Origin of the sequence: Shewanella sp. SM101 (assembly GCF_025654465.1) — a bacterium.
GTDB classification, from domain to species: Bacteria; Pseudomonadota; Gammaproteobacteria; order Enterobacterales; family Shewanellaceae; genus Shewanella; species Shewanella oncorhynchi.
The window spans coordinates 26,019-39,355 of record NZ_JAKKRH010000024.1 but is presented as its reverse complement, the minus strand read 5'-3'; the positions used below and the strand labels follow the sequence as shown (position 1 = coordinate 39,355).

Sequence of the window (13,337 nt, the reverse complement as noted above, 5' to 3'; positions counted from 1 at the left end):
CACCTTTAACTTACGGCCTTTATCCATAACCACAAACGGCCAATGTATTCGTGAATCGCCCGTTGAGAAGCCACTAAATTATCGGCAGTTAACCGCCACCAAAAATCATCTCGGCCAATAAAATCCGTTGGGGCAGCATCGGGGTGTAAGCCTTTAGCGGCGAAAATAGCCATCGCCCTTGGCATATGAGTGGCCGATGTGACTAAGCGAAAGGGCTCCTCCCCTAACTCCCACTTTAAGTATTGCGCTTCTTCTATCGTATCGCGCGCCAGTGGAAATTGAATAATTCGGCTTTTATCAACACCTAGCTCTACCGCGGCTTTAGCCATCATTTCAGCATGGGAAAATTGAGTGAGTTCACCGCCCCAGCCACTGACAATCAACATACACTCTTGACCCAACTTAAGTTGCCGAATTCCTTCAGTTAACCTTGTAAGGGCGACGTCTGATAAGGATTGCACCGCAGTCGCTCCTACTATATCAGCATGCCCTGAACCTAATACCATCACAAAACAAGCGCCTGCGATGGGCGTGGAATTAATCGGGTAAGCTGATTCTAACGGCCGCACTAAGGTATTCACACTCAGTTGACTGCTTAAAAACAGTAAGAGAAAAAAAGCGCAGGATACTAAGTATTTCGCCATACTGCGACGGCGCCATACTAGAAAAGAAATCAGTAATAACAATAGGATAAAGGGAATCGGCATCATCCCCTGTGAAACAACTTTCTTAACCCAAAACATGATGTCCATGCCAAGCAATCCAAAGGAGCGCAATCATAGCATCAAAATACGGGGGGAACACATCGCACATAAAACTAGCCCAGCGTTTTACTGGGCTATTGTTTACAAGACTCTGATATCACTAGACGTTGATTTCATAGCGTAATGAGTTCACTGGTGGAGTTTATATCCTCAATAATGGATCACTTTTCCCACAACCAAGCGGCACCGCGCACTCCCGATGAACAACCGTATAGATTCTGCACAACAGGCGTATGACACTCACGCCCCACCACATAATGGGCCAGCAATGCCGGTAATCTTGGGTAAATCGCCGCGACATTCGACATTCCGCCGCCCAACACTATGGCATCGGGATCGAGCATATTGATTACATGGGCGAGTGAACGTGAGAGTCTATCCATATAACGATCAAACGCAGCAACCGCAATGGCGTCACCTCCATCGACTAACAACATAATATCGGCACCTGATTTGGCAGGAGCACGCACTGTACCCGCCGTCGTCAAAGCCGCATTATAATCACGCACAAAGCCAGTGCCAGAGATAAAGGTCTCGATACAATCGGGATTACCACAGAAGCAACGGGTGGTATTGAACTCTTCCTTAGTCATCCAAGGCAAAGGATTATGACCCCATTCACCGCCGATACCATTACCACCACCGTGAACTTTGCCGTTAATTGCCACACCCGCGCCGCAGCCAGTACCAATAATCACGCCAAACACCACAGAAGCGCCAGCGGCTGCCCCATCGACCGCCTCTGATACCGCAAAACAGTTTGCATCATTGGCAACCCGCACTTCACGCTGCAACAATTCCCCTAAATGTACATCGAGGGGCTGACCATTGATCCACGTCGAGTTAGCATTTTTGACTAAACCTGAATAGGGCGATACCACACCTGGAATACCCACGCCGACAGTGCCTTTTTCGCCAAGAGTCGCTTCCGCTTCCTTAACTAAATCAACCACCGCAGCAAGCGTGCCCTGATAGTCACGTGGCGTCGTCACACGCTTGCGAAATAGCTCATTGCCCTCATCACTCAGTGCGACTAATTCTATTTTTGTTCCGCCTAAATCGACGCCCATGCGCATCATGAATTACTACTCCAGTGTTTAGCTTGCCCTTTCATCAAGTGAGATTGATTCTAGGCAATCGTTATTTTACCCAGCCAGGAGCTGTGGCAATAAAGTAAGGATTTAAAATGTCAGGTTTTTGATTATAAGTTAATGGTTCACCTGAGTCATAACAGACAACTGTGCCGCCTGCACTTTCGAGCACAGCTTGCGCCGCTGCGGTATCCCACTCACTGGTAGGACCCAGTCTGGGGTACAGATCGGCACTGCCTTCTGCCAACATACAAAACTTAAGCGAGCTACCCACGCTTAAGATGTCATGCTCACCAAACTGTTGTAAATATTGCGCTAAGTCAGGGCTCAAGTGCGAGCGACTGCCGACAATCATCGGCATTTCGCGTGGCGTGTTGGCGCCCAATAAGGGACTCTCTTGACCCGCTTGTTGGCGCCACGCACCTAAATGTTTAGCGCCGTAATAATACGTATCGAGCACAGGCGCATATACTACACCTGCGATAGCAACCCCTTGATGGATAAGCGCAATATTGACGGTAAACTCGCCATTGCGTTTAATAAATTCCTTAGTGCCATCTAAAGGATCAATCAACCAATAGGTTTGCCATTGACGACGCACGTCCCACGCGATATCCGCCGCTTCCTCAGACATAATAGGAATACCGACAAACTGCTTTGCCAATGCCGCCACTATCACGTGGTGCGCGGCTAAATCGGCGGCCGTCACAGGGCTATCGTCCCCCTTATGGCTCACCGAAAAGTCATCTTGACCATAAACCGTCATAATGGCATCGCCTGCGGCTTTGGCAATCGCGACCACTTGCAGTAGATCTTGTTTGGTTAATGTCTGCGCTATTGTCGTCTTGTCTGTCACTGAAACTTCCTTAATGCGTAAAATATCTTGGCATTATGCCATTGTCATCCAAGGGGAATTTAGAACAAATTCATCATACATCAAGCAAAATAGACTAAGACTCGCAGCTTAAACCGCGGTGCACAAAACCACAGATAAACAAAGTGATTACGATACTAAGGCAAGCCATTGGCGCTGAGAAGAGGCTTAAGTCCAGCTGCATTCGTATTCACAGCCTATGTTTCATATTGATAGTCTAAAGCCGTCGCTTAAATCTGATTATTGGCGGGCTTATTGTTTTCGAAAGCGTTAATCACTACGATGATGTAAACGCTTAACGCCTGATTAAAGCTGCCTAACCCCAAATGTGAGTCACGTTAATTGTCGTCATAATAGCGTCGCAACATGCAATTCAGTTGCTGACGCCAATCTTGCCATACGACGTTATCAGGCATGGTCAGTAAGGTATTGACAGCCAAAGTGGACTGCACTTTGGCACTATTCAACACGCTATAACTCGGTCTTTTTGCCAAACTCACGCCGCGATTTAATGCTTGTTTAGCATAGTGAGCGCTGGTAATCGGCTGGATAACCACAGGTTGACTTAACAGATTGAGCGCTAGGGCTTGTCGCTGGATTTCACAGGCAAATTCATAACAACTGCATTGGCCTTGGGCGCTGTAATGAAATACGCCCGAGCACTGTTGCATGACTAATTGCCAAATCACCTTAGCGAGTGCATCACTCCACGTCGGACAGCCGATTTGATCGACTATCACCTCCAAGCTTGGTTGAGTGCGCATCAAGTTCAGCATGGTTTGGACAAAATTATGCCCATCTTGACCGTAGAGCCATGAGGTACGCACAATCGTTGCATCCTCGCCCAGAACCGCCAATACCTTCTGCTCGCCGAGCAACTTACTCGTACCGTAAGCAGACAACGGCTCGGGAGCATCAATTTCAACAAATGGCCTTGGTAAATGATTTGAAGCTGAGTCTGGATTTTGATACTGCTCAACGCCAGTTTCTCTAACATCACGAACAGCATGACCACCAAACACATAATCGCTCGACACATGCAGTAAGCCCGCCCCCGACAGCCAACATTGCTGCGCCAATAACTCAGGGCCGAGTGCATTCACGCGATTAGCTTCGATTGCATCATGCTCAGCTGCGTCGACCGCATTATAGGCCGCACAATTGATCACCCAGCTTGGTCGATATTGATCAAATACGGCGGCAATATTGGCGGCATCGGTAATGTCTAACTGACTGCGACTTAGCGCATAAAGCTTAATTGGTGCGACTGAGTTTGTACTTGTGCTGCTATTTAGGGCTAGCTCGCCAATATCGGCAGCGACTCTCAGCAAGGCCTGAGCGAGCTGACTCTTAGCGCCAGTGATTAACACCACTTGAGGAATGTTAGCATCTGTGGCACTCGCCGCCCCGCATTGAAGTGGCGTCACTTTAGTTGCCACTATTTTCATCACTAATCAACAGCATGGCTCATCGTCACTGAATAAGGGGATCAAATCAGCAACGGTTTCATGGCCACGGGCGGCTAAAAAGGCTAAGAGTGCTGAAGGACTACTATTGAGTAATCGTGATGGCGGATAAGCCACTTCATCGATAATCGCTTGCGCCCGCGCAAAACCGCCTAAGCTAAAAGCCACGTGAGAATCAGAGCCCATAACTAAAATCGTGCCAAATTCCTTGGCCGCTTTGGCAATCGCAGTGCAATTGGCTTCGCTGCCCTTACGGGACACTTCAAAGGAGGAATTGTTAATTTCGAGCGCCACACCGTATTCGGCAGCGGCGCGGGCAACGGCTTCAATATCAATTGGATAGGCTGGGTTTCCCGGATGAGTAATAATATCAACCTTGCCGCTCTTAATCGCATTAATCATGGCCTCTGTGTGAGTCGCTTTATCTGACGGAGGATAGACGGGCTCATGAAATCCTGCGAGCACAATATCGAGCTGCTTTAAATAATCACCAAAGAAATCAATCTCGCCGTCGATATTTTTGATATTGGCTTCGATACCCCGCAAAATCCCGACGCCATCAACCATACGCGGCAAAACTCTTAAATTCACAAAGTGCCAAAAATGCGGCGCATCGGCCATCGCAGGCCCATGATCTGTGGTAGCAAATAGGCGAATCCCCTTCTGCTTTGCCACCGCTAAGTAGTCATGAATCGTGCTATAAGCATGGCTCGAAGCCACAGTATGAGTATGAGTGTCGACTTGGTACTGCATGGTTCACCTCAGTCAAATGATTCAATCAATTTAGAAAACTGGCCACGATTTAGCTAAAGAGCGATAACAGTTCATCGGCGCTTCCTTGCCATGTGCCCTTGCCTTTACCTTCGAGAATACTGTCCGCCAGACTTTGCTTATGCTGCTGCATTTCTTGGATTTTTTCTTCTACTGTACCTTCTGCAATCAGCTTATAGACAAACACTGGCTTATCTTGGCCGATGCGATGGGCTCTATCCGTAGCCTGTTTTTCCGCCGCCGGATTCCACCAGGGATCATAGTGGATCACAGTATCCGCCGCGGTGAGATTAAGCCCAGTTCCGCCCGCTTTTAAGCTGATTAAGAACACAGGCGTATCGCCCTCTTGGAACTTATCTATCTGCGCTTGGCGTAGGCGAGTTTGTCCTGTGAGCTTACTGTAATCGAGCCCCAAGTCCACCAGCTCAGCTTCAATCAAGCTGAGCATGCTAGTGAACTGGCTGAAAATCAATATCTTACGCCCCTCTTGCACCATTTCTGGTAAGTTCTGTTTCAGCCAATCTAACTTAGCATTATTCTTCACTTTCTGCGCTTGCTCTAACTTCACCAAACGCGGATCACAGCAGGCTTGGCGTAGCTTAAGTAAGGCATCGAGAAACTCAATATGACTGCTACCAACGCCTTGAGTGGCAAATAAATCCCGCAGTTTTTTCTCCATCACCAGTCGAATACTCTCGTAGAGATTTCGCTGATCTTTTTCTAACTCTAAGCTCTGGGAGATTTCGGTTTTAGGGGGTAATTCACCGACCACTTCATCTTTGGTTCGACGCAGCACAAAAGGCGCAATCCGTTGACTCAAGATTTGCGCTTGCTCCATATCGCCATAACGTTCAATTTTGTGCCTAAAGGATTTGTTAAAAAAAACATTCGTGCCGAGTAGTCCGGGCAAACAAAAATCCATCAAAGACTTAAGTTCACCCAAATGATTTTCAAGCGGCGTACCCGACAGGCACAATCTAAACGGCGCTTTAAGATCTTTAATCACTTGAGTCACTTTCGCCTGCGCATTTTTTATCTGCTGTGCTTCATCGAGCACGATATGTTCAAACACCTGCCGTTGATAATAGTCACTGTCGCGCACGATCAGCGGATAGGTCGTCACCACAATATCAAACTCATTTAAGCGTTCGAGCAAAGGCTTACGCAAGGCGCCATGAATCACGACAAGCTTTAACGATGGCGCAAATTTCGCGGCTTCTTTCGCCCAATTGCCCACCAAGCTCGTTGGGCAAATAATTAAACTCGGTGAACAACTTGCCACCGTGGATTTTAGTTCTTGCTGCTTAAGTAAAAAAGCCAAGGTTTGAATGGTTTTACCCAGCCCCATATCATCGGCCAAAATACCGCCAAGCTGATATTCCTTTAAGAAACAGAGCCAATTCAACCCTTGCTGTTGATACTGACGTAACTCAGCATTTAAGTTGTCTGGGACTGCGACCTCTAACACACCGTTAAAATTTTCGAGCTTAGTCGCTAAACTGCGCACTCGTTCACCATTAAGCAGACGAATATCACTGTCGGCAAAATCATTTAATAGGTGGGCACGGTATTTAGGCAAAGACACGCTATTGCCTTTGTGGCTATCGAATAGTTCTAAAATAATGCTGATCAGCGGCTTAATCACGCTGGCTTTGACTTTTAACCAATCACCATTTGGGCTGGGTAACAACAGTTCTGCATCATCGGCGGGCTCACCGTACTGCTTAAGCCAAGTGGCAATTAAGGGCAGCATAGGCACTATTTGACCATCGATGTCAGCATTCAGTGACAGAGAAAACCACCCCTCTTGCGTATCATCCAGCTCAATCGCCAGCGGAGTCTCAATGACATTTAAGCTGAAATTGTCGGCAAAATGCACTTGGTAACCTAAAGCCTCTAGCGCCGGGATTTCCTGTTGAATAAAGTGCAACCAAGCATCAATCGTTTCAGGCAGTGAACCTAACCCCCAAATACTGACATACCTGCCACTGTTAGGGATAAAAGAAGGCGCCAGCTCCACCAGTTCCAATGCCATCAGACGATTAATCGCATCCATTTCCGCATCGAGTTGACGCGCGACTTGATAGGTTTTGCCTTGATGGGTGACTAAGGACAAGGGCTCGTCGGGATATTGGCCGCCGAGCACCACATCTTGATAGACAAATTCCAGCAGCACTAATGGCTGCGCCATAGCAAACTCAGGTAAATCCTGCGAGGTTAAGGTCAACCTAACTTGAAGCGGCACTTGCAGCTCGACAAAATCAATCAAAGCAGGCGTAGGTACCGTTTTCGCCGAAAAATGCTTAATCAGTTTGTGGCTCACCAGTTCAATCTGAGAGCTAGGCACTGGCGGCATCTGACTGAGTAACAAGAGTTTTTCAACACTGATCTCTGTGTCTAATGCGCCCACTTTAAAATAATCTAAATCGATATAAGTCGGTGGCTCACAGGGGATCAGCTCCCAATTGTCCTTATTGGGCAGCATTAACTGCATTTGTTTATGCTCGGCATCCTTATCTAGCCAAATGAATTCAGGCTTGCTCGCTTCACCTCGGGTGAGCGGTAAACGGCTCTCCTCCCAAAAACACCGCCCAGTGACGAGCATTTTTTCCAGTGCCATGGCACCTAACTGAGCTTTAAGATACAGACGCGAGGCACCATGGCGACGGGTTGACATGATGAGATTGATGATGAGCACGTCTTCTGCGCCAATCCAAGCGGGCATATAATATTGCACGTCAGACAAAGCGATTTTCGAGCCTTTGTTATAGCCACCATTCTTCGCCAACTTGCCTTTTCTTAGCTCAAGAAACACACCGTTATCATCTTTAGATAACACGTACAGCACGCGATCGTCGTAGAGTAAATCAACATTTGAAACCGTGAGATCATCACTTTCGTCTAGCAGATGTAACCACTGAGCAATACGTTGATCTTCAACGGTTCTATCACTCAGTAAACTGTAAAGTACGGCAGCAATATGTTTGCAATGCCCAGTGGCGGGACATGAACAGAAGCCATTCATGATCAACTTATGGTTCATGCTGACAAGGCGAATATCCTGCCGATAGGGCTGGGATTCCGTCCCCATGACACGACCTTCAATATGACGAAAATCGGCGTTCGCTTTGGCGCTCAACACCCGTCCCTTCATCACATAATCACGGGCACGCATTAAGGTTGGCGGCGTGAATAATGACTCAATAGTGGTTCGAGTCAATTGGATAGGATCTTGGGGGGACAAGCGATTCATGTAAAAACCTTGAAACTAAAAATATCAACTCCGAGCAATAGCAAGCCATTGCCGCGCGACATTTATCAATAAGTTGTGTGGGATTGTATTGAAAGCCTTGGCCGAAAGCCAGAATGATAGCCACGATAGACAGCCCCACCATGCCCGCAGGATAAAATAACAAACTTATCCGCAGACAGGGAACGGGTCTCACCCAGAGCAAAGCCATTGATAAGTAATATTTTATTATCAATTACTGAGCGTTAACTGTTACAACCAAATGCTAAACTTTCGCTTTAGCGTCAGTGGCTTTGGCCTCAGCCTTTTTTGTATCAGCACTTTTTTTATCAGCAATGTAGCGATCGACTAATGTTTCTAAGATATCCAAAGGAACTGCACCATTCTTCAGAACTACATCGTGGAAATCCCTGAGATCGAACTTATCACCTAAGGCCAACTTGGCTTTTTCGCGCAGTTCGAGAATTTTCATCATGCCGACTTTATAGGCCGTCGCTTGGCCTGGCATAACGATATAACGCTCAATCTCTGCCGTGACATCACGATCGGACATGCCAGTATTTTTCTTCATATAGTCAATCGCTTGCTCGCGAGTCCAACGGCTATGATGAATACCTGTATCTACCACTAGACGCACAGCGCGGAACAACTCTGCCTGCAGACGACCGATATTATCAAAGGGATCCTTTTGAAAACCGAGCTCCCAAGCCAAACGTTCGCTATATAAAGCCCAACCTTCAATGTACGCCGTAAAAGGCGCCATCTTACGAATAAGTGGCATACCTTCTAACTCCATCGCCACCGCAATTTGGAAATGATGCCCAGGGATCCCCTCGTGGTAGGCTAAAGTGCGCATACCGTATTTAGGCGTAGCCTTGATGTCATATAAATTGGCATAGAAACGCCCTGGACGACTACCGTCAATCGCGGGCTGCTGATAATAGGCACCCGGTGCCGTTTTCTCTTTAAATTCAGGAATGCGCACCACTTCCATGCCTGCTTCGGGTCGAATACGGAAGGCATCACCGAGTCCCGCATTCACTTCATCAAGAATCGCTTGATAATCGACGAGGATTTGCGCCCTACCCGCATCGCTATCCTTGTAGTAAAACTTAGGATCGGCGGCTAATGCTTCAATCGCGACCGAGAAACCTTGGCTTATATCGTAACCTTCAGCGGCTAAGATAGTCATGATTTCATTTTGAATGCGATCTACCTCAGCGAGCCCTTTGGCATGGATTTCGTCCGCAGTGTAATTAGTGGTCGTGAAGAACTTCAGCAGTTGCTCATAGGCAAGGTTGCCATTTGGCAGCGCCCAATAACCATCATCCGTCCCAGCTTTGGCTTGTAGCTGGGTAAGGTAGTCGATAAATAATTGATACGCTGGATGCACGTAACCTTTAATGTCCGCTTCCACCGCTGCCAATAACCGTGCTTGCTCATCGGCACTGATATCCGTGTCAACCAATTTAGTTTTGAAGGAACTGTAGAGAATATTGTCTTGAATCGGCGTCGCGACAAACTCATTCATCTCGGTCAGAACACGCTCAATCACAAACTTTGGCGGGATAATCCCCTTAGCCTCACGAATTTTTAAGCCTTCGAGAGTTTGCGCAAACTTAAGTTTCACTTTTTGTAAACGCGACAGATAGTTTTCAGCATCGCCCACAGAATGCACTTGGTGCTGCGCCTGCATAAAGCTTGGATACCCGTTTTGCACGCCAAACAACTGATTCAGCGGATAGTTATGGTAACGATAGGGCTCAGAGACCAATGCGAAATCGGCAAGATATAGGGCAATATCCTTGGAGATACGTTGATTTTCACCTAAATCCGCATCGGAATAGCTCAATAAGGTTTCACGCAGATCTCGCACTTGCGCGAAAGTCTTATCCATCGCCTCTGGACTATTATCATCCAACTCGGCGTTATGGCCTGTAATCCCTACCGATTCTAAGAAACCCAATGAGGTTAAGGTCTCAGGGCTTTCGAAAGCCATCTTGACCACACTTCGATCTAGAAATGCGCGAAAGAAAAACGGTTTTTTCGCAAACCATTCATGGGCTGCCAGCGCCACTAATAACAGCACTAAGACTAAGCTGCCGAGTCCAATCCGTTTTAGTACTGTTTTCAACGTCATTCTCCATTCTTATTATATTCAATCTAAAGTTATCGCCCTGAATCCATAGCTCAAGCACGTTTTTATTGGATGACGAGAATACCATTAACCACAAATAAGCAACAATTCAATAACGTAACGAATCATGACAGAATCCTTACCTAAGCATATAAGCCGTATTTAAACCTAATGGAACGGATTGAAAGGTTAATCGCAGGTCAGTCATGGCAAACATAAAAAAACTTTCACACTAGATAACAATCAAAAATAAAATCTAAATAGTTGAATATTAATAGTTATATCTAATTTGCGCACTCAATGAGTCGCAAAAAAGCAGTTTCAATATGAGAGGCATTTAAAAATAAAACTATACAAACCCCTAGAGTATGTTAATCTGCACTCCGGCCTGTGATTCAGACCTATTTATAAGCAATATTATGTATTTGAAAACCTTCGCTACGCCTGTAATATTTTTTTGCTGTCATGAAGCTTTCCACTCATAACTTATCATCAATGTAAATAATTCTATTTCTGGCTAACATACCGCATAATTGCGAATTATTTGTTTGAAAATTTTGGAGACATTCATGTCTAAAACTACTGGTGTAGTTAAATGGTTTAACGAAGATAAAGGTTTTGGTTTTATTTCTCCTGACAATGGTGGCGCTGACGCATTCGTTCATTTCCGCGCAATCGTTTCAGAAGGCTTTAAAACTCTTGCTGAAGGTCAAAAGGTTTCTTTTGACATCGAACAAGGCCAAAAAGGTCCTCAAGCTGCGAACGTAGTTATTCTGTAATTAGACTTTGTCTAATTTAAGTTAACAAGTTCCAGACAAAAATGCCGACACTATGTCGGCATTTTTATATCTGCATTTTCATCCATCTCAAAAGAGTGAACCTCAGGCCTTTAGCCATGTAGGAGCTTAGCCTCAGCTTTCTCAAGTCGCCGTGGTTTACCCACTATCAGTAAGATATCCCCTGCACGAAAAACCCAGTCCTGCTCAGGATGTTCCACTTCAGCGCCATTGCGACGAATCGCCCTTAACTCTACTTTCAATGTTTCCCACATGATATCGGCAACAGTTTTACCAATCGCATCGGCCCCACGCGGTAATGCCACCGCATGCAATGACTCTAAAGTAAAATCAGTTTCTGTACCGGAAAAGAAGCCGTGTAAAAATTGATAATGATTGCGCCGCTCAGATTCTAGCCGTTTTAGGATCCGTGCCAATGGCACACCACATTGGTGTAGTACCTGCGATACTAACATCAAGCTCCCCTCTAAAGACTCAGGGATCACTTGATTAGCTCCCGCCTTTTTAAGCAAGTCTAGATCGCTGTCGTCTTTGGTTCTAACTAAAATTTTAGCCTCTGGTGCCAATAACTTACATAAAGGTAAGACTTCTTCTAAACTACGTGACTCACAAAAAGTGATAACGATCATCTTGGCCTGTTTAACGCCCATTTGTTTTAAAATTGCCCGTTTACACACATCACCGAAATAAATAGGTTCGCCCGCACGACGCGCTTCAGTGACGCGCGTTGGATCGAGATCCAATACCAGATAAGGTACAGCTTCAGTTTTTAAAAAACGGGCAATGGTTTGTCCTACTCGGCCGTAACCAAAAATCATCACCAGCTCATGATCATCCATCATCAATGGCACAGCTTCATCCACATGCTTTGCCTGACGGATCCCCAGCGCCCACTTAGCAATATCCACACTATGACGAACTAACCAAGGAGCTATTGCCATGGAAAGCACGGCGACCATGACTAATATGGTACTGATCTCATTATTTAAAAGTTGATAGTTGACCGCTAAAGCCAATACCACAAAACTGAACTCCCCCACTTGAGCTAAGCTCATAGCCGTACTCATCGCAATTCGAAAGGGCTCGCCTACTAATCTTAAAATGCCATGAATGATCAGCGCCTTACCTAGCACAACCGCCACTAAGATCAGCAGTATCTGCCACCAGAAACGCATCACTAAGGTAAAGTCCAGCATCATGCCAATGGAGATGAAAAACAGTCCCATCAATAGATCGCGAAACGGTCGTATATCCGCCTCAAGTTGGCGGCGGTACTGGCTTTCTCCCAGCAGCATACCCGCCATAAATGCCCCCAGCGCCATAGATAATCCTAGCCACTGAGTAAAAGCCCCTGTGACAAGCGCAACGACTAAGGTCGATAATACAAACAGCTCATTGGAGCGAGAACGCGCAACCTCATCAAATATCCGCGGCAACGCCCACTTACCAAACGCCATTAAGAGGAAAAAAGCCAATATGCCTTTAAGCAAGGCAAAGGCGATGTCCGCGACCATCAAAGGTTCGCCGCCATTGGCCAGTAATGGCAATAGGATCAACAACGGCACAACCGCTAAATCTTGGAACAAAAGCACGCTGACGGAGAGTTCACCGTGGCGGCGCCTCAGCCATCCCTGTTCATTGAGTAATTTAAGGACAATAGCAGTAGATGACAACGCGATGGCAGCACCGATAACCAAGGCTTCAACCCAATTCAAGCCGCACAATAGGGCCACGCCCATGGTCAACAAGGTTGTGATCACCATCTGCGCACTGCCTAAGCCAAATACAGTGCGGCGCATGGCCCACAGCCGCGGCACAGAGAACTCTAAGCCTAAGGTAAACATCAGCAGCACAACGCCAAGCTCGGCGACAGATTGCATTTGATGCTGGGTAAACCAATGAAAACCACTCGGGCCACTCACAACCCCTGTGAGTAAATAAGCCAGAATTGCGGGTAGGCCCAAACGACGCAGCACAGCAATGGCCACAATGGCAATCACGAGCATAAGTAATACTTGGATTAAAAAGCTATGTTCCATTGGGGCTATGACTCCTGTCAAAATGCTGACGTGTCAAAAAATCTAACGCTGAGTTTTAAGCTTAACTGAATGACTAACAAAGACAAATTTTATTAACAAATATTGCGGCACGGTATTTGCTTAGACTAGGTTAGAGATGTATCGCACT

At 46.5% G+C, this 13,337-nt stretch carries 9 protein-coding genes; 1 reads left to right on the top strand and 8 read right to left on the bottom strand.

The features are described from left to right. Nucleotides 1-5 precede the first annotated feature (5 nt). The 7 genes from L5M38_RS14245 to L5M38_RS14215 form a co-directional block, all read right to left on the bottom strand. Nucleotides 6-707, bottom strand: coding sequence for a YdcF family protein (locus L5M38_RS14245; RefSeq protein WP_263166099.1), 702 nt, complete (start codon nucleotides 705-707; stop codon nucleotides 6-8). Nucleotides 708-925: 218 nt separating this feature from the next. Continuing rightward, nucleotides 926-1,843: a fructokinase gene (gene mak, locus L5M38_RS14240; RefSeq protein WP_263165840.1), complete on the bottom strand. Its 918-nt coding sequence runs from the start codon at nucleotides 1,841-1,843 to the stop codon at nucleotides 926-928. 61 nt (nucleotides 1,844-1,904) lie between these two features. Next, nucleotides 1,905-2,711, bottom strand: a complete 807-nt coding sequence (gene cysQ, locus L5M38_RS14235) for a 3'(2'),5'-bisphosphate nucleotidase CysQ (RefSeq protein ID WP_263179491.1) — start codon at nucleotides 2,709-2,711, stop codon at nucleotides 1,905-1,907. Nucleotides 2,712-3,067: 356 nt separating this feature from the next. Further along, on the bottom strand, nucleotides 3,068-4,177 hold the full coding sequence (gene rfbD / locus L5M38_RS14230; protein WP_263179490.1) for a dTDP-4-dehydrorhamnose reductase: 1,110 nt from the start codon (nucleotides 4,175-4,177) through the stop codon (nucleotides 3,068-3,070). A 6-nt stretch (nucleotides 4,178-4,183) separates the two neighbouring features. Further along, a complete protein-coding gene (locus L5M38_RS14225) occupies nucleotides 4,184-4,948 on the bottom strand; it encodes a phosphatase (RefSeq protein ID WP_263179489.1) in 765 nt (254 codons plus the stop codon). Between the two features lie 49 nt (nucleotides 4,949-4,997). Beyond that, nucleotides 4,998-8,219 carry a DEAD/DEAH box helicase gene (locus L5M38_RS14220; RefSeq protein ID WP_263165833.1) on the bottom strand — a complete coding sequence of 1,074 codons (3,222 nt, stop codon included), beginning with the start codon at nucleotides 8,217-8,219 and terminating at the stop codon, nucleotides 4,998-5,000. A gap of 262 nt (nucleotides 8,220-8,481) precedes the next feature. Further along, nucleotides 8,482-10,356, bottom strand: a complete 1,875-nt coding sequence (locus tag L5M38_RS14215) for a DUF885 domain-containing protein (protein ID WP_263165831.1) — start codon at nucleotides 10,354-10,356, stop codon at nucleotides 8,482-8,484. A gap of 566 nt (nucleotides 10,357-10,922) precedes the next feature. Here L5M38_RS14215 and L5M38_RS14210 point away from each other — a divergent pair. Then, entirely contained in the window at nucleotides 10,923-11,132 is a 210-nt protein-coding gene (locus tag L5M38_RS14210; RefSeq protein WP_006080998.1) for a cold-shock protein, read from the top strand. A 110-nt stretch (nucleotides 11,133-11,242) separates the two neighbouring features. Here L5M38_RS14210 and L5M38_RS14205 read toward each other — a convergent pair whose 3' ends face one another. Further along, nucleotides 11,243-13,189, bottom strand: coding sequence for a monovalent cation:proton antiporter family protein (locus L5M38_RS14205; RefSeq protein WP_263165830.1), 1,947 nt, complete (start codon nucleotides 13,187-13,189; stop codon nucleotides 11,243-11,245). Nucleotides 13,190-13,337 lie beyond the last annotated feature (148 nt).

Bases quoted from the DNA above. Each gene is read 5' to 3' on its own strand.
- L5M38_RS14215 (WP_263165831.1), bottom strand. From the start codon at position 10,356: ATGACGTTGAAAACAGTACTAAAACGGATTGGACTCGGCAGCTTAGTC.
- L5M38_RS14210 (WP_006080998.1), top strand. From the start codon at position 10,923: ATGTCTAAAACTACTGGTGTAGTTAAATGGTTTAACGAAGATAAAGGT.
- L5M38_RS14245 (WP_263166099.1), bottom strand. From the start codon at position 707: ATGCCGATTCCCTTTATCCTATTGTTATTACTGATTTCTTTTCTAGTA.
- mak (WP_263165840.1), bottom strand. From the start codon at position 1,843: ATGATGCGCATGGGCGTCGATTTAGGCGGAACAAAAATAGAATTAGTC.
- rfbD (WP_263179490.1), bottom strand. From the start codon at position 4,177: ATGAAAATAGTGGCAACTAAAGTGACGCCACTTCAATGCGGGGCGGCG.
- L5M38_RS14205 (WP_263165830.1), bottom strand. From the start codon at position 13,189: ATGGAACATAGCTTTTTAATCCAAGTATTACTTATGCTCGTGATTGCC.
- L5M38_RS14220 (WP_263165833.1), bottom strand. From the start codon at position 8,219: ATGAATCGCTTGTCCCCCCAAGATCCTATCCAATTGACTCGAACCACT.
- L5M38_RS14225 (WP_263179489.1), bottom strand. From the start codon at position 4,948: ATGCAGTACCAAGTCGACACTCATACTCATACTGTGGCTTCGAGCCAT.